The 19,245-nt window shown below is 63.9% G+C and carries 17 protein-coding genes and 2 pseudogenes; 7 read left to right on the forward strand and 12 right to left on the reverse strand.

Annotation, left to right across the window (positions count from 1 at the left end; translation table 11 throughout):
* Nucleotides 1-62: 62 nt before the first annotated feature.
* A complete protein-coding gene (locus BES08_RS20110; protein ID WP_036530832.1) occupies nucleotides 63-668 on the forward strand; it encodes a TetR/AcrR family transcriptional regulator in 606 nt (201 codons plus the stop codon).
* A gap of 184 nt (nucleotides 669-852) precedes the next feature.
* Nucleotides 853-1,350: an IS110 family transposase gene (locus BES08_RS20115; RefSeq protein ID WP_051587237.1), complete on the forward strand. Its 498-nt coding sequence runs from the start codon at nucleotides 853-855 to the stop codon at nucleotides 1,348-1,350.
* Here the strand turns inward: BES08_RS20115 and BES08_RS34740 are convergent.
* The 3 genes from BES08_RS34740 to BES08_RS20125 are packed head-to-tail and all read right to left on the reverse strand — an operon-like array spanning nucleotide 1,330 to nucleotide 5,128.
* Nucleotides 1,330-1,689, reverse strand: a complete 360-nt coding sequence (locus BES08_RS34740) for an FAD-dependent oxidoreductase (RefSeq protein ID WP_081799253.1) — start codon at nucleotides 1,687-1,689, stop codon at nucleotides 1,330-1,332. The genes BES08_RS20115 and BES08_RS34740 overlap by 21 nt on opposite strands.
* Nucleotides 1,690-1,701: 12 nt before the next feature.
* Nucleotides 1,702-2,733 carry a LacI family DNA-binding transcriptional regulator gene (locus BES08_RS20120; RefSeq protein WP_036530830.1) on the reverse strand — a complete coding sequence of 344 codons (1,032 nt, stop codon included), beginning with the start codon at nucleotides 2,731-2,733 and terminating at the stop codon, nucleotides 1,702-1,704.
* Nucleotides 2,734-2,758: 25 nt separating this feature from the next.
* Nucleotides 2,759-5,128 carry a membrane-bound PQQ-dependent dehydrogenase, glucose/quinate/shikimate family gene (locus BES08_RS20125; RefSeq protein WP_036530828.1) on the reverse strand — a complete coding sequence of 790 codons (2,370 nt, stop codon included), beginning with the start codon at nucleotides 5,126-5,128 and terminating at the stop codon, nucleotides 2,759-2,761.
* Nucleotides 5,129-5,239: 111 nt separating this feature from the next.
* Here BES08_RS20125 and BES08_RS20130 point away from each other — a divergent pair, with 111 nt between their 5' ends.
* Entirely contained in the window at nucleotides 5,240-6,340 is a 1,101-nt protein-coding gene (locus tag BES08_RS20130) for a carbohydrate porin (RefSeq protein WP_081799252.1), read from the forward strand.
* A 19-nt stretch (nucleotides 6,341-6,359) separates the two neighbouring features.
* On the opposite strand, the gene tnpA is transcribed toward BES08_RS20130, so the two are convergent.
* On the reverse strand, nucleotides 6,360-6,779 hold the full coding sequence (gene tnpA, locus BES08_RS20135) for an IS200/IS605 family transposase (RefSeq protein WP_036530815.1): 420 nt from the start codon (nucleotides 6,777-6,779) through the stop codon (nucleotides 6,360-6,362).
* A 108-nt stretch (nucleotides 6,780-6,887) separates the two neighbouring features.
* On the opposite strand from tnpA, the gene BES08_RS20140 reads away from it, so the two are divergent.
* Both BES08_RS20140 and BES08_RS20145 read left to right on the forward strand, forming a co-directional pair.
* Nucleotides 6,888-7,241 (forward strand): carbohydrate porin, encoded by a 354-nt coding sequence (locus tag BES08_RS20140; RefSeq protein WP_268957470.1) that lies wholly within the window; start codon nucleotides 6,888-6,890, stop codon nucleotides 7,239-7,241.
* A gap of 90 nt (nucleotides 7,242-7,331) precedes the next feature.
* Nucleotides 7,332-7,823: pseudogene (locus BES08_RS20145) on the forward strand (LysR substrate-binding domain-containing protein); the annotation flags it as partial.
* A gap of 33 nt (nucleotides 7,824-7,856) precedes the next feature.
* Here BES08_RS20145 and BES08_RS20150 read toward each other — a convergent pair.
* The 4 genes from BES08_RS20150 to BES08_RS20165 all read right to left on the reverse strand — a co-directional run bounded on the left by BES08_RS20150 (nucleotide 7,857) and on the right by BES08_RS20165 (nucleotide 11,074).
* Nucleotides 7,857-8,519 (reverse strand): DsbA family oxidoreductase, encoded by a 663-nt coding sequence (locus BES08_RS20150; RefSeq protein ID WP_069709403.1) that lies wholly within the window; start codon nucleotides 8,517-8,519, stop codon nucleotides 7,857-7,859.
* 295 nt (nucleotides 8,520-8,814) lie between these two features.
* Nucleotides 8,815-9,921: a Ros/MucR family transcriptional regulator gene (locus tag BES08_RS31970; protein WP_081799250.1), complete on the reverse strand. Its 1,107-nt coding sequence runs from the start codon at nucleotides 9,919-9,921 to the stop codon at nucleotides 8,815-8,817.
* A gap of 323 nt (nucleotides 9,922-10,244) precedes the next feature.
* Nucleotides 10,245-10,715 (reverse strand): aminoglycoside 6'-N-acetyltransferase, encoded by a 471-nt coding sequence (gene aac(6'), locus BES08_RS20160; protein ID WP_036530796.1) that lies wholly within the window; start codon nucleotides 10,713-10,715, stop codon nucleotides 10,245-10,247.
* Nucleotides 10,716-10,798: 83 nt separating this feature from the next.
* Nucleotides 10,799-11,074, reverse strand: coding sequence for an HU family DNA-binding protein (locus tag BES08_RS20165; protein ID WP_036530793.1), 276 nt, complete (start codon nucleotides 11,072-11,074; stop codon nucleotides 10,799-10,801).
* Nucleotides 11,075-12,046: 972 nt separating this feature from the next.
* Between BES08_RS20165 and BES08_RS33720 the strand changes: the two genes are divergently transcribed.
* Nucleotides 12,047-12,355 (forward strand): hypothetical protein, encoded by a 309-nt coding sequence (locus BES08_RS33720; RefSeq protein WP_051587235.1) that lies wholly within the window; start codon nucleotides 12,047-12,049, stop codon nucleotides 12,353-12,355.
* A gap of 69 nt (nucleotides 12,356-12,424) precedes the next feature.
* On the opposite strand, the pseudogene BES08_RS34745 reads toward BES08_RS33720, so the two are convergent.
* From BES08_RS34745 to BES08_RS20185, 4 genes and pseudogenes are all read right to left on the reverse strand, one after another.
* Nucleotides 12,425-12,898 (reverse strand): annotated as a pseudogene (locus tag BES08_RS34745) (alkaline phosphatase); the annotation flags it as partial.
* A 27-nt stretch (nucleotides 12,899-12,925) separates the two neighbouring features.
* Nucleotides 12,926-14,209: a dicarboxylate/amino acid:cation symporter gene (locus BES08_RS20175; RefSeq protein WP_155986490.1), complete on the reverse strand. Its 1,284-nt coding sequence runs from the start codon at nucleotides 14,207-14,209 to the stop codon at nucleotides 12,926-12,928.
* Nucleotides 14,210-14,307: 98 nt separating this feature from the next.
* The gene (locus tag BES08_RS20180) at nucleotides 14,308-15,870 is read right to left on the reverse strand and encodes a sensor histidine kinase (protein WP_081799248.1); all 1,563 of its coding nucleotides are present in this window, start codon (nucleotides 15,868-15,870) and stop codon (nucleotides 14,308-14,310) included.
* Complete coding sequence (locus BES08_RS20185; RefSeq protein WP_036530782.1) at nucleotides 15,870-16,532, reverse strand: response regulator; 663 nt, start codon at nucleotides 16,530-16,532, stop codon at nucleotides 15,870-15,872. Before BES08_RS20185 ends, BES08_RS20180 begins: the two co-directional genes overlap by 1 nt.
* 368 nt (nucleotides 16,533-16,900) lie before the next feature.
* Here BES08_RS20185 and BES08_RS20190 point away from each other — a divergent pair, with 368 nt between their 5' ends.
* The gene (locus BES08_RS20190; protein ID WP_069709571.1) at nucleotides 16,901-19,243 is read left to right on the forward strand and encodes a TonB-dependent receptor; all 2,343 of its coding nucleotides are present in this window, start codon (nucleotides 16,901-16,903) and stop codon (nucleotides 19,241-19,243) included.
* Nucleotides 19,244-19,245 lie beyond the last annotated feature (2 nt).

Here is a 19,245-nt window from a genome sequence, read left to right on the forward strand (position 1 = left end):
TACGCAGGTGACAGCCGAATGGCAATGATTTATAGATTGATCAGTCCATAAATGAGGATGGCATGCCGCGCACAGGACGCCCACGCACTTTTGACCGAGACGGCGCCATCGATGCGGCCATGACGCTTTTCTGGGCCCAAGGTTATGAGCCGACATCCTTGTCGCAGCTCAGGTCCAGCATGGGGGGGCTATCGTCGGCCAGCTTCTATGCGGCTTTCACGTCCAAGGAGGCGCTGTTCCAGGATGTCGTGGACCGTTATATCGGATCCTATGGTCAAGTGACCGCAAGCCTCAAGGACGATACGCTCGCCCCGCGCAATGCGATCGAGACGGCATTGCGCAAATCGGCCGCTATGCAAACGGCGCAGTCGCATCCCCCAGGCTGCTTGATCATGCTTGGCGCCAACAATTGCTCGCCAGAAAATCGGCAGGTCGAGGCGATCCTGGTACAGGAGCGTCAACGCAACCGCCAAGGGATCGAACGGCATGTCGAGAGAGCCAGAACGAACGGAGAGTTGTCACCAAGTACTGACACGGCCGCAATGGCACGGATGTTTAGCACCTTCCTGAGCGGTATGTCAGTCGAAGCCAGAGATGGCGTACCTTTATCGCAGATTGACGCAGCGATTACGTCGTTGATGCGGCTTTGGGATCAGGCTGCTGTCTGACGCTGGGGCTGATGCGTGACTGACGGGGAGCGAACGCCGGATCATAGGACACCGCATAATTCACGTAGCCACCCTCGTGCATGGTACGAAGTCGCCTTGGCGCTTCAATGCAGGAGGGTGCCCGATGTCGATGCAGGATTAGACGTGAGTGACAAGACGACGCATATCTGCGTGGTCGATGCCGATGGTAAAGTTTTTCCGATGCGATGTTGTCGCGAGCGATCCCGATGTTTTGGCCAAGTGGCTGCCCCGGCATTGCGCGGATCTCGTGCGCGTAGTGTTGGAAACAGAAACGCGATCGACCTTTCTCTATCATGGACTGGCCGAGCGTGGTGTCGCGGTGGAGTGTATATGTGCGCGGCGCGCCAAGGGCGTCCTATCTGCACGTGTGAACAAGGGCGATGTCCACGACGCAGAGGGACTTGCTCAGTTGGCACGCACCGGCTGGTTCAAACGAGTCCACATGATGGCGTTGGCCACGCATATCGCCCGGGCCGAGCTGCGCATCCGTGCCCAGCTCATCACCGCGCGGACATCCATGGCCAACCAACTGCGTGGACTTTTAAAGCTATTCGGCCTTCGTATCGGCACCGCCAGAACACCCGGCCGTCGGGCAGAGCGACTGGCGGCCTTCTACGCCCAGCGCCCTGACCTGAAGGCGCTATTTACCCCTCAGGCTTGAGGCAGGAAAATGGCCGAAGCCAGGACGTTCGCTTCCCGGCAGCGTGCAGGATGCACAGTCGCCGATCGCGAAAACGCGCGGGTCCGAGACCGACCGCAGCGTAGGGGTAGTGAGGATCTGGCCCGTGCGCGTCAGTTCCAACGTGCCGAGCTTGCCGGCGATCGGCGTGGCGCGAACCCCCGCCGCCCCACACCATGAGGTCTGCCGGGATATGTTCGCCGCTCTTGGTGCATCGGCGGTCACTTCGGTAACGGGAACCTCGGTCAGCACGCGGACGCCCAATGTTTCCAGTTCCCGCCGGGCCGCGTTGGAGAGCCGCTCGGGCAAGGCGGGCAGGATATTCGAGCGCGACTATGCCAGCGTCGTATCCGGTAAACTGCGTGGAGCCGCCGAAGATGCCCTGACGATCAGGTTGGTTTCGACCAGCTTCATGGATCTGCTCTCGCCGCCAATCTGGCCGAGCAGGGCTTGCGCGGCCGCCCGCCCTATTTCCGAGGCATTCACCCGCACCGTCGTCAGCGGCGGGTTCATGCAGGCGGCGATTTCCATGTCGTCGAAGCCGGCGATCGAGATATCGTCCGGAACCCGAAATCCCAGCCGTTGCGCCTCCGCCATCGCGCCGATCGCCAGAATGTCGTTGGCGCAAATGATCGCGGTCGGCTGGTCCGCGAGGATTTCGGAAAGGCCAACCGCTCCGCGATCGACCGTATAGCGCTGTTCGCTCACGGCCAGCGTACAGCCATGCGCGGCCGTGAAATCGACGAGGGCCTGCAGTCGGGCGAAGGCGCGATCGTTACCTGCGGTAACGCCGGCGATCGCGCCAAAACGGCGATGGCCCAATTCGAACAGATATCGGATGACCGAGGTGCTGGCCGCCGCATTGTCGAAACCGACCCAGCTTGCGTCGATATCCGGATCAGCGGTCCAGGTCAGGCAATAGGGTACGCCCTGCTGGTCGAGCAACGCATAAAGGGCAGGATCGCGCGCGGCACCGACGAGCATGATCGCCTCGGCGCCGCGTTCGATGAGTATCCGCGCCGCTTCCGCTTCCCGCAGACCGTCATAATTACTGGTCGCGAGCAGCAGCGTCGATCCGGCGGCCGCCACCTCCTTCTGCAAGCCGTCCAGGCAATTGGCAAAGATCGGATTGTCGAGCGTGGGCACTACGGCTCCGATCAGGTGGCTACGCTTCGATGCAAGCGCCCGGGCTGCGCTGGAAGGCAGATAGCCCAGTTCCTCGATCGCCCGCCTGATCGCCTCGCGCGTGGCGGGCGCAACTGTCGAGGGGGAATTGAGAAGCCTCGACACCGTTACCTTGCCGACCCCCGCGCGGCGGGCGACGTCGTTGATGGTGACGGTGTTCGAGGCGTTCTTCTTGGTCATCGGATTGCTCCGATAATCCTTTTTCCTACTTCAGGGTATAGGCGGTGACCAGATCGCCGTGCTTGGTGCCGAGCGGACCGTGTCCGCCATCCGCGGTCAGCACGTATTGCCGCCCGCCGGCCCCGTACGTCATCGGGGTCGATTGGCCACCGGCGCCGAGCCGGTCCTCCCACAACAGCTTGCCGCTATCAACCGCATATGCGCGGATGTACTGGTCGAGCGTGCTGGTCAGGAACATCACGCGGCCACGGGTGATCAGCGGTCCGCCGATGCTGGGCACGCCCAGACGCAGCGGGATCGGCAGCGGCGCGCTGTCACGGATGGTGCCGTTGCGGACCTGCCAGGCGGTTTTCATCGTGCGCAGATCGACCGCGACCACGGCGCCCCAGGGCGGACGGAAGCAGGGCAGGCCGATCGGCGAGAACAGCGGACCATGCGCGACGCCATAAGGCGTGCCGAGCATCGGCTGCAGGCCGCCTTCCGGTCCCGGCGGGTGCTGCGGCGTGGCATAGGACGGATTTTGCGGGCCACGCGGCAGCAGCTTGGACACGAACGGCATGTAGTTCAGGTTGCCGACCATGATCTGGCGCTCGGGGTCGATCGCGACACCGCCCCATTCGAACATGCCGATGTTGCCCGGGAACACGAGCGTCCCTTGCGTGCTCGGCGGTGTGAACGGCCCTTCATAACGCAGCTGGTGGAACTGAATCCGGCAGGCGAGCTGGTCGAACATCGTCGCCCCCCACATGTCGGCGCCGGTAACCGGGGCCTTCGGACGGAAGCTCAGCTGAGAGAACGGCTGGGTCGGCGACAGACGCTCGCCGGGAGCGCCGCCCTGCGGGACCGCCGTTTCGGGCGCATCGACCAGCAGCTTGCCGGTCAGGCGGTTCAGCACGAAGATGTCGCCGCTCTTGGTGGGGGCAAAGAGCGCCGGGACGACCTTTCCATTCCGACGCAGATCGACGAGCGAGGGCTGGGCGGGAATGTCCATGTCCCACAGATCGTGGTGAACGGTCTGGTACGACCAGACGCGATGCCCGGTGTTGACGTTGAGCGCGACGATTGAGCTGCTGTAGCGCTCCACGGACGGCGAACGGTTGCCACCCCATACGTCGGGGGTGCTCACGCCCATCGGCAGGTAGACCAGCCCCGCCTTTGCGTCGAAGGCGAGCGGTGCCCAGGCGTTGGGCGAGTTGGTCTTGAAGCTCTCGCCCTTGCCGGGCAGGTGATTCTCGTCGATCGCGCCCGAATCCCACGCCCAGACCAGCCGGCCGGTGTAGACGTCGTAGCCGCGGATCACGCCCGAGGGTTCATTGCTGGAATAGTTGTCGGTGATCGATCCGCCCAGGACGAGGACGTGATCGGAAACGATCGGCGGCGATGTCGGCTCGTAGAAGCCGACCTTGGACATGCCCATGTCCTTGTTCAGATCGACGGTGCCGTTGGTGCCGAACCCCTTGCAGACCTGGCCGGTCTTGGCGTCGAGCGCGATCAGGCGGGCGTCGTTGGTCGGCAGATAGATACGCGCGGCGCATTCGGCCGGGGCCGGCTTGCCCTGGCTGTCGAGCGCGTTGGCGGGGGTCTCGTGATACGAGACGCCGCGGCAGGTCATGTGCTGGAAGGTCTTGTTGCCGAAGACCTTGGGATCGAACTGCCAGCGGACATGGCCGGTGGCGCCGTCAACGGCGATCACCTTCTGGTGCGTCGAACACAGATAGACGGTGCCGTTCACCGCCAGCGGCGTATCCTCGAAGGTGGCGTCCTTGGGATCGTTGGGACGCACTTCGTCGCCGGTGTGGATCTGCCAGGCGACCTTGAGCTTGTCGACATTGGCCGGCGTGATCTGGTCGAGCGGCGAGAAGCGATCTCCGCCCTGGCTACGGCCATAGGCGCGCCAGTCGCCCGCCGGCTGGACCGCCGCCATCGCGGCATCGACCTGGCTTTGGTTGGCGGTGAGATCGCCTTCGAAGCTGTGCGGGTCCTGCGCAACCGCGATCCCCATGTAGGCGGCGCCGATCACCACCGTCGCGACCAGCGGGGTGCGGACCCCGCGCGAAATCGACGGGATCACCAACAACACGGCCGCCAGGATGCCGATCACGCCCAGGCGCGGAGTGATCTGCCACCAGTCGAACCCGACTTCGGAATAGCACCAAAGGATCGAACCGAGCGCGAGCAGGCAATAAAGCCACATGGCATTGCGGGTCCGTCTCAGCCAGAGCAGCGCGGAACAACCCAGGAACAGCGCTCCGGCAATGGCATAATAGAAGGACCCCCCGAGGCCTATCAGCCACAGGCCGCCGACGAGAAGGGGGAGCGAGAACAGTAGCAGCAACACGCTAAGGATTCGGCGTGGCCAGCGGCTGCCTGGGGCCGAACGTGAAGAAGAGGTCATGGGAAAGGACTCGATAATCGTGACCAAATGTGTATGGAACCGGTTCCATAAATTGGCAACCCTCGGTTCGCAACAAGCGGTCTGAGGTAACCCGAGTTTGCAGTATCCGCCATGTTCTCCCTTCCTGTTCAGCCACTTACGATCGTCCACTATGTCGCAGCGATACCGCCCGTCACAGCGGATCGCATGCTCGTAGAGCAATCGAACGGCCCTATCCCAGACGGCGCGGACAATGCGGCGGGCGCCGATAATTCGACCGCGCACCACCTGCCACCAGCTACGGAACATGATGCCGCGAACGGGAAAACGCCCGACACCCCGCATTTGCTCGGTGACTGGTTCGGGTTGCGGCACAAGCTCGTCGACATCGGAATCACGCCGATCCTCGCCAACACCACTCAAAGCCTCGACAATGTCCGTGGGGGATCACGGCGACGGTTCGTCACCGCCGGACAGTTCAACATCGGCGCCGTTGCCGACCTTCACTCGCTTACCGGATCGTTGCCTGGCACCTTCAGGGTCCTGCTGACCCGACGTTATGGCCAGGCCTTCAACACGGCGTCGGGCGTGAACGCGCTGGTCAACCCTATGGCGATCCAGGGGCGCGGCGAACTGTGGCGGGTCAGCCAGTTTTCCTACCAGGTCGCCCTGGGACGCGTGGACGTTAAAGTTGGCAGGATGCTGATGGACGAGGATTTCGACATCGGCCAGTGCGACTTCGTCAACGGCTATAGCTGCCTGGGCGAGAATATTCGCGTCGCCAACAACAGCTGGGTCGTCACCCCGGCCTCGCAATGGGGTGCGCGGCTGGTCTATGACTTTGGCGCGGGCTGGTCGCTCAAGACCGCTATCTACAGCTTCAACCCGAAGAATCTCGCCACGAACCGCGATTTCTACGTCGGATTCAGCGGCGCGAACGGCGTCTCCGTGCCCGTCGAACTCGATTACAAGCCCAAGATCGGCGGGACGTTGCAGGGAAGGTATATCTTGGGCGGCTTCTTCAGCAATTCGCACCAGGCCGATCCCGTGCTCAACACCCAGCATCAGAGCCTGGTTCTGCAGGGCGGCACGCCGCTCATGCGCGATACCGAACTCGGTGTCTATTTCGGCGCGGAGCAGCAATTGACCGCCGCGCGCGACGATGGGTCACATGCCCTGTCCGCCCTCTTCCACGCCTCGGAGTTCAGCAGCCAGAGTGCGCTGAATGACTGACCGGCTGACGCCGGTAGGATCATGCGGCGGGGCTGAAGCCATCCTTGTGGGTATGCTTTTCGAGATACCGCATGATGATGTCATCGGTGATGTTGCCGGAGGTAGTCGAGAAGTAGCCGCGTTGCCAGAAGCGTTGCCCCCAATACCGCTTGCGGATGTGCTCGAACTCCTGCTGGATTTTCCGTGACGATCGCCCCTTGGCACGGCGGACGAAATCGCTGACGGAAACGTGCGGCGGGATTTCGACGAACATGTGCACGTGGTCCTTCGACAGTGCCCCATTGATGATCGTCACGCCCATCTCGGCGCAAACTTGCCTGATAATTTCCCGGACCCGCAGGCGCACGTCGCCATGGAGCACCTTGAAGCGATACTTGGGTGCCCAGACGAGATGATAGCGATGATGGAATGTCGTGTGACAACCGCTCTTGTAGCGCATAGCCTGTAACCTCGGGAAAAACGGAAGACTTACGCCCTTCAGGCGGTCTTCCGTTTTTCCCGAGGTTACAGGCTTGCACGCGAGTCTACGGCTGAAGCCAGTATCCGACTGGAAGTCGGAGGGGTTCCTCCCCGAAAGAGGACTCTAAACAGCAATGCGCTGGGCATGGGGCTGGAATACTCGGGCATCTTCAAGGCGCGCCCGAAGGACAAGATCGGCCTCGCCTTCGGCACGGCGCACATCAACGATCGCATTACCAATCAGGACAAGATCATCCGCGCCGCCACCGGCACGGACACGCCGGTGCGCGGGCGGGAATATGGGGTGGAGGGATTCTACGCCATCAACGTGATGCCGGGCCTGTTGCTTGAACCCGATGCGCAGGTGATCGTCCATCCCGGCGGCAATTCGAGCCAGCGAACCGCAGTTCTGCTCGGCTTCAGGACCGCTACGACCTTCTGACGCGACCAAGCTCACTTGCGCGGCCAGCACGGGCTGACTGGAAGACCGCGATAGTGCGCACGGTATTAAGAGCGGCGCCCCCGCCAGCCCATCCGCTACGAGGAACGGCTGGAGCAGGACATGATTGCCGTACCGATCGGGCCACGGTCGCAGAGGATAATCACGGCGGCGGCTCCCGCCTATCTGGACGCCCATGGCCGCCCCGCCCATCCCCGTGAACTCCTCGACCACGCTTGTCTGCGCCTGCGCTTCTCCAGTGGCGCACGGGCCACCTGGGAGTTCGAGCGCGGCGACGAAGTGATCCGCCTCGACCCTCCCGGCCCCCTGCTCATCCAGCCCGGATCGGCATGCGACCTGCTGGTCGAGACGGCGGCGGCTGGCCTTGGTGTCGTGCGGCTTTTCGAAGACTGGCTCGGGCCAGCCAGGCAGTCAGGAGCCCTGGAAAGGATTCTCGACGAGTGGGACGAGCCGTTTTCGGGGCCGATGCTCTATTACTCCAGCCGCCGCCAGCTTCCCCCTCCGCTCCGGGCCTTCATCGACTTCACCCGGACGGAGCCAGCCATACCGAAGCCGCAAAGGTAACGACATCGGCCTGCATCAAGGTGCCGTCCAGGGCTACTGAGTGACTGCAACCCGTTCTGCGGCAATCTTTTTCAACACGTCCTCGAACACCTCGACTGGCTGGCCGCCCGACACAAGGTACTTCTCGTCGATGACTATCGCCGGGACGCTCGAGATCCCCCGCGAGCGCCAGAGTTCCTCGTCATCACGGACTGCCGAAGCGAATTCGTCTCCGGCAAGGATTTCCGCCGCGCGCAACGTATCGAGGCCTGCACGCGCGGCCACGTCCAGCAGCACTTCATGGCGCGAGACATTGGCGCCCTGAGTGAAGTACGCCTCGAACAGCGCGTGCTTGAGTTCGGATTGGCGGCCCTGTTCTCCCGCCCAATGCAGCAGCCTATGCGCGTCGAACGTATTGTAGATGCGGCTCTCGTCGTTCATCGCAATTGTGAAGCCGACGCTTGCGGCGCGCTCCTGAAGCACCGCCCTGCTCGCGGCCGACTGTTCGGGCGTGGATCCGTACTTCTGGGCAATGTGCTCACGCAGGTTTTGCCCCTCGCTCCCCATGTTCGGATTCAGTTCGAACGGCTGGAAATGGATCTCGGCAGTGACTTCTCCCTCGAGCCGCTCAAGGGCGGCTTCCAGGCCCTTCAGTCCGATGACGCACCAGGGACAGGCCACATCGGACACGAAATCGATCTTCAACTGCTGGGGCATTCTCAGGCGTTCCTTCGATCAGCTTCACATGCCCCAGACAGATAGGAACGTTCTCGGCACATGACGAGGTTACGGTGTTGTATCGAAGGCCAATGCCCCTGCAAGGCGCGCCGCTTCGTCAGATCTAAAGGAGCGCGTGGTGGCGAGAATGGATAACGGCTTCGGTTCGGCGTTATGGGTTGGCGACCAGGAACTACCATTGGATCGTCGGTAGTGCGAAGCTGTCTGGTAGGGAACGCCAACCTCCCCATCCCACTCTGCCGCCTGTCGCGGCAGAGTGGCGGGTCCGACAGCTTTACTTGGCCTTAGTGGCCTGACGCTTACGGCGCGGTTTAGCCTCCGCGACAGCGGGTACGGTCGTTTCAACCGCAGTGGTTGCCTCAGCGGCCTCGTTCCCGAATAGGCCGAGCTTGCGCCGGCGCTTCGGCTTTTCGACCACTTCGGCAGTTTCTTCCACCACTGGAATTGAGGCAGCAGACCCTCTCGCTGGCTGAGGTGTCCGTGCCATACGCTTTACCGGCTGCTTCCTCCGCGTCTTGGCGCCGGTCGCGGCCTTTTCTGGCTTCCTCGTTTCGGCAGAGGCAACAGCAGCGGTTTCGACCTTTGGCGCGGCGGTTTCCGGCTCAGCAGTGTTCGAAGGTATCTCGACCGCTGGGACGGCTCCCGTTTCAGCCGCGGCAGACGGAGATTTCGCGAGCCCTTTCCCAGCCTTTTTTACGATGCGCCGCTTTGGCAATACCGGAGCAGGCTCCGCCGCAGCCTTCGCTGCCTCCTTCACGGGCTCGGAAGAAGGGGCGGCGACCGAAGAAGCGGGTGCTTGCCGCACATCAGTTTTCGACGCAGCTTTGCGCTGGTTTGGCTTCGGCGTTGCCGCCGATTTTGTCTTTGCAGCGGGCTTGGGCTTTACCGGCGCGGATGCGGGTTCACTTGAAGGGCTCAGATCTGCGCTTACGTCGGCGGAAGTTGGGCTTGGCATAGCCGAACTGCCAGCAGCCGCCTCGCGTTTCCCCAATCCGATTTTTTCGGCGATCTCGCGGCGCCGCGCCGCGAATGACGGCGCGACCATAGGATAGGTCGAGGACAGGTTGTAGCGTTCACGGTATTGTTCCGGGGTGAGGCCGTTGCTCGCCAGGTGACGTTTGAGCGTTTTGTAAGGTTTGCCGTCGATGAGGCTGAGAATGTGATCCGCCGACGCCAGGCTCTTGCGCACTGAAACCGCGGGCGTGAAGATAGGTGTTTCGGGTTCTGCTTGTTCAGGGGTGCTGTCTTCGACCAGAGCGGCCCGTGTCGAGCGAATGAGCCCGGCAAGATCATCGGCACTGACCGTATTGTTGGCGAGATACGCGCTCAGAAGTTGAACGGTGAGTGCAGCAATATCGGAAGTCGGTTCGGTGTCAGGCATCTATTTGCCCCTCTCGGATTTATAACGACGACGTTGAGCTATTGCCTTTATGGCAATTTGTCATGGATCGACGCGGTTGCAGTGCTTTTCAAGGGTAAATATAGCGAACACCTCGATCTGAGGCACGCCCGACTACGACAATGCGTCAACGGCGCGTGTTCCTATGAGACGATCGGCCAGCAGATACTCCTATCGTCGGATTGGCGGCGGCCGATCAGCATCAATGCCCGGCATGCCCCATAGATGTACGGCCTGTTGATAACACGGTGAACAAGCTGCGGAAAAAGGTGTCAATCGACATCCGAAGCTTCATCTGGAGCAGTTCAGCTTAACAGCGGCATCGGCGTCAGGACCTTGCGAAAATACACCACTCGCTCGGTTTCCTCGAATTTCAGCGCTGCGTGCATCGCATGCGACACGGTGTTGTCCAACATGGCATCCGAGGCGAGTTCAGCGCAGCCCATGCTACGAGCCCATGCTTCCACGGCGTCCACCAAGCCGCGCCCGATGCCTTGTCGCCGGCATTCTTCCACGACGTATAGCCCTTCAAGGAAAGCGACCGGTGAAGTTTCGCAGCCGTTGACGTAATCGACGCGCATTGCGGCTTCCGCAAATCCGACAAGCGCGCCGTGCTTATCGCGCGCCAGGAAGCCAATGAAAGGCTGCGGCTCCGCCATTAGCTGAACCACGTCTTCCTGGTGCTCTGCTTCCGAGCCATCTGGCCAGAGCGACGTGCGCAGAGCCGACCATTCAAGAAGATCAGCGTTGCTGCCCACTGTTATCCGTACGATCATGCCGCTCGGCCTCGGAAGCTGGTCAAGGAAATCATGCATGGTGGCGGCGCCGGCGCTCGGCTCGGTGCCGCCACCGTATTGTATCAGCCGTTGAGCTTGTCCTTGACCGCCTTGGCGACCGTGAAGGTCAGCTTCTTCGAAGCCTTGATGGTCATTGCCTCGCCGGTAGCGGGGTTGCGGCCTTCACGCTCAGGGCTGTCCTTGACCTTGAACTTGCCAAAGCCGTTGAGCGAGACTTCCTCACCCTTGGCCGCCGCGCTGCCGATGGCCTCAAAGACGGCGTCGACAATCTTACGGGCGTCGGCTTTCGTAATGCCGTGATCGTTGGCGATGGCGTCGGCGAGATCGCTGTTGTTCATGAGAAGTTCGTCCTGTCGATGTCTATGGTTCGCAAAGCTACGTTTTTTTCGAGCTTCGCGGCCTTCCACCATGGAACAGCCGAAACCGCGTTCAAAGTCGCATACTCACGCTGAACGCGCCTTGAGGCCGCTTTGTCCACAGCCTGTGGATATGTGAAACGCATCCGGTGCCCGAATTACCCGGATAACATCGCGCGCGGAACCATTCTCGGCCGGTCTCTTGCATAACGCACACAAGGAGGATTCCCATGTTTGGCAAGGTCATCAGCGCAATCGCAGGAAACAAGGCCGCAAAGCACGTCCAGGGGTGAGCGGCACTGGAGGAACTTTGCTCGGCTTTGCAGCGCCGATGGTGATACGCCGCCTCGGCCCCCTTGGCCTCATCACCGCAGTCGCAGGCGGGCACGTTTACAAGCGCTACACCGACCGGCGGGCAGCTGAACAGCAAAAAGTCGCGCGGCCCAGCGGATTTGCAGAGCCCACGCGGAAACAGGCTTGATCCTATCCTGCAGCCGCAATCCGCCCGCTGCGAGCGTGTTGCGGGCAGGCTAAGGCGCGGGACGTTAGGATCGACCGTGCTCTGATCCACGTGGTTGTGGCTGAGCAGCTTATGAGTGCCGGGCACGGGGCCCGGCGCTCAGCCAGTGAACACGCTCTCGCCGAACAATACCGCGTCACCCAACTGCGCGCGAACCGCGAGGAAACCCGCCCATCAACAGCCCCCGAGCGCGTCCCCTTCCTTGAGGACACTACTGAGCACAACGGTTTACCTGAAATTTCTTTTTCTTTCTCAACCCGTTGCTTAGCGGCCTCCTCCCTCGTTTGCATGGCCCGACACCTTGACGCAGCGGCGGCCAGAATGAAACATATAGCGAACACATGAGTCGCTGTTGACCAATAATCCTGCAAACCGCCCTTCCCTCCCGGCTGCCTGCCGAGCACCTTGCCGCACTACGCGCCCAGATCGCGCAGGTGCAGGCAGCGCGCGGCCCGGTGCTGCCGTTCGGCCTGCCGCAAATCGACACGCGCCTCGCCAGCGGCGGCCTTGATGGCGCTGCGCTTCACGAGATCGCCGGCGCCAGCGCCAGCTGGAGCGACGATGCTGCCGCCACCCTGATTGCTGCGGGCCTCGCCGCGCGCTTTGCTGCCGATCAGGGCATGACCGTGCTGTGGGCGCTTAGCCGCATCGACCTGTATGCTCCGGGCTTCGAACAGGTCGGGCTCGGCCCGGCAAGGTGCTCAATCCCCAGGGCAGAAAGGATTCCGAAGTCCTTGCACTAGCCGAAGATGCTTTGCGCGACGGATCGCTGGCCTGCGTCATCGCCGAGGTCAAAGCCGCCGACCAGACCGTCACCCGGCGCCTGCAGCTGGCTGCGTCCGATGCGCGAACCCCGATGCTTCTCTACCGGCGGCATCGTTCGCGCGAGCGCAGCCCGCTGGCTCAGCCCTCCGCTGCAATGACGCGCTGGAGCATCGCAGCGGCGCCTTCCACCGCGCTACCCCATGCCGGCATCGGCCGAAGAACAGGCCGAGGACCGGCTTGGACTGGTCAGCGGCCGTCACCGCGTCGAGTTCGGTTGCGTTGCGGACAACGAGATAGCCACGCGACTGTGCCTGCTGGCACAGGGTCTTACCCTTAAATTTCCCAGCGGCAGCGGTCCCCGCGAAGGTCGCAGCGCAGCCACCCAGAACAACATCCGCCCGCGCTTCGAGCAAATGTTCGGCGATCGATCCGCTTCCACCCTTCTCGAGGGCATTGGCCGGGCACTGCTTCGTCGTTGCGACTGGGCCATAGCATTTGCGATACGTCACGCTGGCGAGCTGCGCCGCAGGCGTGGGGGAGCGGGCACACTAAATCACGGGCATTGAGCGCCCATGCTGGTCGCGCGATACGGCGGTCGCGATGGAGATATCGCCAACCACGTTGACCATGGTACGGAACATGTCGAGCAGCCGGTCCACGCCGACCACCAAGCCAATCCCCTCGGGCGGCAGGCCGGTGATCGCGAGAACGGCGGCAACGGTGGGAAGCGATCCGGCGGGGACCCCAATCGTACCCATTCCCGCCAGCGCGGCCACCACCAGCACCACGCCCTGCTTGCCGAGCGAGAGGTCCATTCCGAAGAACTGGGCGATGAACAGCACGGTCACAGCGGTGTAGATCGCGGTGCCGCCCTGATTCGCGATGGTGCCGATGCCGAGGACGAGGCGCGCCGCGCGGGGCGGCAGGTGCAGGTCGAATTCGGCAGCCTTCAGCGCGCTGGGCAGAGTGGCGTTGGACGAAGAAGTGCAGAAGGCGATGACTGCCGGCTCCTGCACTCCGCGCAGGAACGCCGCCGGGGTCACCCCGCCGCGCATCCACACGACCGCGAAGAAGGTCAGCATCACCTGCAGCATCAGCGCCGCCACCACCACGCCGACATAGGCGCTGAGGTAGAGCAGCAGGTGCCAGCCGAACACCAGTGTCAGGTCGAACATGAAGGCGGCGACCGCGACCGGCGCCAGCCGTGCGACATAGCCGAGTACATGCATTCCAGCATCGAACACCCGCTCACTGGTGGCGAGCACGTGGCCGCTGCGGCGGGTGCGCAAGAAAGTCAGGGTCATGCCGACGAGCACCGAGGCGATGATGACGATCATGATCGGCCGTTCCACGGCGGCGTAGGAGAACAGCGCGCCGAAGCCTCTCGGCGGTGCGGAAGAGTGACCTGCCGCGAGGAGTTGCTGGCCGATCTCGGCTGGCACCACGTCGCCAGGGCGGAACAGGTTGACCATGGCCAGCCCGATCAGCGCCGCCGCGACCGAGGCCGCCAGCATGTGCGCCAGCGTGGAGAGCAGCAGTCGCCGCATTCCCGCCATGTTGCGCACCCGCGCGATGCCGCTGACGATGGCCGACACCAGCAGCGGCACGATCAGCAGGAACAGCGCGAAGAGGAACGCCTGCTCCACCGGCTTCACCACCCAGCGCATCAGCAGCATGGTCGCGGGGGAGTCGCTGGCGAACAGCCCGGCCAGCGTGCCGCCGCCCATGCCGAGCAGGAAACCCGCCAGCAGCCGCACCTGCAGATGAGGGCGCAGACGCCTGCGCGCATGGCCGGCGGAAGGGGGGAGAGGCGGGGGGGCAGTCTCGATCATCGCAGTGACCGAACGAAAGGATTTGCGGACATCGGTGATCCTGTTGCCGTGCCCGAAGGCGCCTGGCTCATGATGAGGGTTCTGCCGCGAGAACCCTGTCAGCAAGCTGTCGCGAGCGCGAATTGTTGCGCTTCCGATTGGGCTTGGGTGATGTGCTCGTCGTTCCGGTCGTCAGGGCTCGGCGGCGCGGCGAAGTCGATGCTGGCGAGCACGCCGCGACCATCCGTGCCGGGCTCCAGCCGGACTTCTGCGCCCATGCGTTCGGCTAGCGCGCGGACGATCGACAAACCGAGGCCGCTGCCGCCAGCATCGCTTTCGCTGCGGGCGCGGTAGAAGCGTTCGAACACCCGTTCGCGGTCCTGCGGGGCGATGCCAGGGCCGTCGTCCTCCACTTCGATGCACGCACGTCCGGCGCGGTGCAGCACCCGCACGGTGACGGTGCCGCCGGGGCGGTTGTAGCGCACCGCGTTGTCGAACAGGTTGCCGATCATCTCGGCGGCCAGGATCGGGTGGCCGCTGGCGAGAACGGGGCCGTGATCCGGCGCCTCGAAACCGATGTCGAGGCCGTCCGAGCCCGGCTGGTCGATGCGCGAGGCCACGAGGTCGGCGGCGACGGCAGCAAGGTCGAAAGTGGCGTCCTCGGCTATGCCCTGCTCCTCGGTCCGGGCGAGGGCGATCAGTTGCAGCAGCAGCCGTTCGAGCGAGAGCACCGCGTTGCCGATGTCTTCCAGCGCCGCCGCGCCGCGTGGGGAGGCGGGGCCGTAGCGCTCCAGCACGTCGAGATGGACGCGCACCACGGCGAGCGGCGTGCGCATCTGGTGCGAGGCATTGGCGGTGAACTGCTTGAGCGAATCCACCGCGCGCTCGGTGCGGGCGAGCAGGGCATTGAACGACCCGGCCAGCAGCCGCGCCTCGCGCGGGGCGTCCTCCTCCAGCGCGAGGCGGAACTGCGGCGGCGGCTCGCGGCGGGCGGTCTCGATCTGCCCGGTGAGTGAGGCGAAGGGCCTGAGGCCCCAGGTGATGGCCCAGTAGAACAGCAGCACCGCCGTCATCGCGATCAGCACGCCCGCGCCCAGCACGCGCAGGAAGTAGGTCTGCTGGTAGGCCCAGCGATCATCCACGAAGTCGGCCACCTGCACCACCACCGCGTGGCCGTTGCGGTGGAGACGGCGGATCTCGGTGGCGATGCGCACCGGCTTGCCGCCCAGCGTGCTGTCGCGCAAGTACCCGGGCTGGATCACGCCGTCGGCATCGCGCGGGTCAACGTAGCCGCCGGTCAGCGGAGTATTGCGGTAGGTGCGCGGGAAGCTGGCGGCGGGCAGGCGCTGCGTGGTGCGGCCGGTGCGCGTGTCGTACAGCGGCGGCGGGACGAGGCCGCGCTCGCCCGCGATCAGCTCCGTGCCGTCCCAGATGCTGTAGTGCGTGACGGGCGCGGAGCGGCGCTGGAGCAGATGGACGGCCAGCGGCAGCACCTTGTCGCGCACGGCGTCCTCGGTATCGGCGGCGCGGCTGAGCAGACGCACCGAACCGACGAGGATGCGGTCGGAGGTCGCCGCGCCGGAGCGCTGGATCATCCAGCACGTAATGCCGCCGAAGGTCACCGCCAGCGCCAGCAGCGGCACCATCACCGCAGCGGTCAGGCGCGATCGCAGAGAGGCCATCAGGTCTCCAGCATGTAGCCGAGGCCCCGGATGGTGCGGATCGTCGGCCCATCCGGCATCAGCTTGCGGCGCAGGCGGCCGACGTAGACCTCCAGCGCATTAGGGGCGACGGCGTCGGCGAAGTTGAACACCTCGGAATTGAGGCGCTGCTTGGTCACGACTTTGCCGGGTCGGCCCATCAGCGTCTCCAGCACCGCCATTTCCCGGCGCCGCAAGTCGAGCACCGAGCGCTTGAGTTCGACGACGCGGGTGGAGCGATCGAGGCTGAGGTCGCCGACGCGCAGCACCGGGTCGGCAGTACCCTGGCTGCGCCGGATCAGCGCGCGCAGCCGCGATTCCAGCTCGCGCGGGTGGAAGGGCTTGGAGAGGTAGTCGTCGCCCCCCCGGTCGAGCCCGGCGATACGGTCGGACACCGCATCGCGCGCGGTCAGGATCAGCACCGGCGTCGAGTCGCCGCCCCTGCGCAGCGTTTGGAGAACTTCCAGCCCGTCGATGTCCGGCAGCCCGAGATCGAGGATCACGGCATTGTAGGTTTCGGCGGCGAGAACGTCGAGCGCCTCCTCGCCGCTCCCGACGACGTCGACGACGAAGCCGCCCGCGCTCATCGAGGCTTCCATGCCGCGCGCCAAGCGCTCGTCGTCTTCCACGATCAGTATCCGCAACAACTCACTCCCTCACACGAGTTGCGGCATCCTCTTGTCCCTGTTCGGGCACTTTTCAGACGCCGTGAGGTGCCTTTGAGTGCCTTTGTGTATCGTTGAGTGCCGGCCCTGTCCCGGCGCAATTTCATGCCGTTTGATTCGGCAGTCTGTGAATGGAACCTGTCATCAACCTGTCGCGCCGGGCAAGATTCTTTTTGGAAAAGGGCGTGGCAGTGACAGCTTCGTGACAGGTGAAGGCCCGCAGCTTTCGTGTGTCGGGAGGGGAAACCTCGACAACGAACCGGGTCCAATCCGCAGCGCGCAGGAGATCGCCAAGGCATCGGCGGCATCGCGGGCGGAGCATGGGCCGGCTGCAACAGGGGGCAATCATGGCCACTCAATACGGTCGCGCTGCATTCTTGATTTCCGTATCCTTGTTCGCTCTGCCGCTGGGGGCGCAAGCGCAGGAAACGGCTCCGCAACAGGCAGTTAGCGATGGCGTCGGCGACATCGTCGTCACCGCCCTGCGCCGCGCCACCCGCGTCCAGGACACCCCTGTCGCGATCACCGCGCTGTCGGAGAAGTCCCTCCAGAACCTCGGCGCCACGGGCATCGCCGACGTCGTGCGGCAGGTGCCGGGGCTCAACCTGATCGCCGGTGAATCGGGCCGCACCCGCATCTCCATTCGCGGTATCCAGACAGCGGGCGAAAGCACCGTAGGCCTGTACTACGGCGAGACGCCGCTGACGGGTCCGTCGGGCACCAGCTCCGATCCTTCGGGCGTGACGCCCAACCTCAACCTCTTCGATGTCGAGCGAGTGGAAGTTCTGCGCGGGCCGCAGGGCACGCTTTACGGCTCGGGCTCGATGGGGGGCACCCTGCGCGTGATCTTCAAGAAGCCGGACCTCACCAAGTACGAGGGCGCGACCGAATTCGGCGGAGAGGCGGTGGAGCACGGCGAGTTCGGCTATTCGCTGAAAGGTGCGGTCAACGTGCCGATCATTTCCGACATGCTTGCCGCGCGCCTGGTGCTCTATCGCCAGCAGAACCCCGGCTATGTCGATGATCCGACGATCGGCAAGGAGGACCTCAACCGCTCGACGCTCGAAGGCGCGCGTTTCCAGCTGGGTTTCCAGCCGACTGATACGCTCAGCATGAACTTCATGACGATCGTGCAGACCCAGAAATTCGACGGCACCTCGCAGTGGGCGCCTTCGGTGGGAGAGTTCGTGTCCGAGCAGAAAGTCGCCTCGCCGGCCTACGACAAGCTGCAGCTCTATGCGCTGGAGACGAAGTGGGAGACCGGCATCGGCACGCTGGCGCTGAACAATTCGTACTACCGCTGGGACGTGCGGCAGACCAACGACAACTCGGACAACTACGCCAGCATCGCGGCGTCCAATCGCTATTGCGGGCTATTCCAGAATACCTACGGCGGCTCGCTGCTGCAGGGCACGAGCGCCGGAGCGACGACCAGTTCGAGCACCTGCGCGACCGGCGCGGGGGGGCTGACCTCCGCGCAGTTGCGGGCGGATTACCAGAACTGGGCCGCAGGGCAGCAGCCGATCGGCAACTACCAGCCGCGCTTCGTGCGCAACTACGTCAACGAACTTCGCCTCAGCTCGAACGGCAAAGGGCCGCTGACCTACACCTTCGGCCTGTTCCGCGAGGACCGCGACGACCGCGTCGATACGCTCGTCTTCGCGGGCATTCCCGCCACTGGCGAGCCGCAGCAGCCGACCGTCGATCTCGGCTCGCGCTATGTCACCGACGTGGTCAAGCAGACCGCGGTATACGGCGAGATCAGCTATCATCTCTTCGAGCCGCTGACGCTGACGGCGGGCCTGCGCTACTACGACTACAAGAAGACCGTGGGCGGCGAGAACCTGGGCTACAACTACTTCAACGGGCAGGTTCCCAGCGCCTATGCCGAGGTGTCCGCCAATGCGAACGGGCTGATCCAGAAGTACAATCTGGACCTCAAGATCACCCCGGACGTGATGTTCTACGCCACTGCATCGCAGGGCTTCCGCCCCGGCGGCGCGAACCTGACGCCGGGTATTCCGGAATCGGCGCAGACTTACGCGGCGGACTCGCTGTGGAACTACGAGGCGGGCTTCAAGACGCAGTGGTTCGACCGCAAGCTGACCTTCAACATCGACGCCTATCGCATCGACTGGAACAACCTGCAGACCTCGGTTCGCGCGACGTACGGCAACTTCTCGTATATCGGCAACGTCGGCTCGGCGCGGATCGAGGGCGTCGAGGTCGAGGCCAGCGCGGCGCCGGTTTCGGGGCTCAACCTCAACGCGAGCTTCCATTACGTGAAGCCGCGCCTGACCGCCGATCAGGTCAGCGCCGAGGTCACGGCATCGGGCCTCAAGGGCGACATCCTGCCGCTGATTCCGCGCACTACCGCGAGCGCCGGGGCCGAATACACCTTCCCGGCCTTCAACGACTTCGAGGGGCTTCTGCGCGCGGACTGGACCTACACCGGCGAGATGACCTCGCAGATCCGGCCGACCAACAGCCTCTACCGCGAGTTCGGCAAGTACTCGATGGTGAACCTGCGCGCCGGTGTGCAGAACGACCGGATGGGCGTGTTCCTCTACGTGCGCAACCTGTTCAACAAGATCGGCGTGAACTCGATCTCGAGCGCTGCGGGCGTGCCGGACTACTGGGCGACGACCGCCCCGCGCACGCTGGGCGCGACGATCTACAGCAACTTCTAAGT

The sequence above is a fragment of the Novosphingobium resinovorum genome (genome assembly GCF_001742225.1).
GTDB lineage: Bacteria > Pseudomonadota > Alphaproteobacteria > Sphingomonadales > Sphingomonadaceae > Novosphingobium > Novosphingobium resinovorum_A.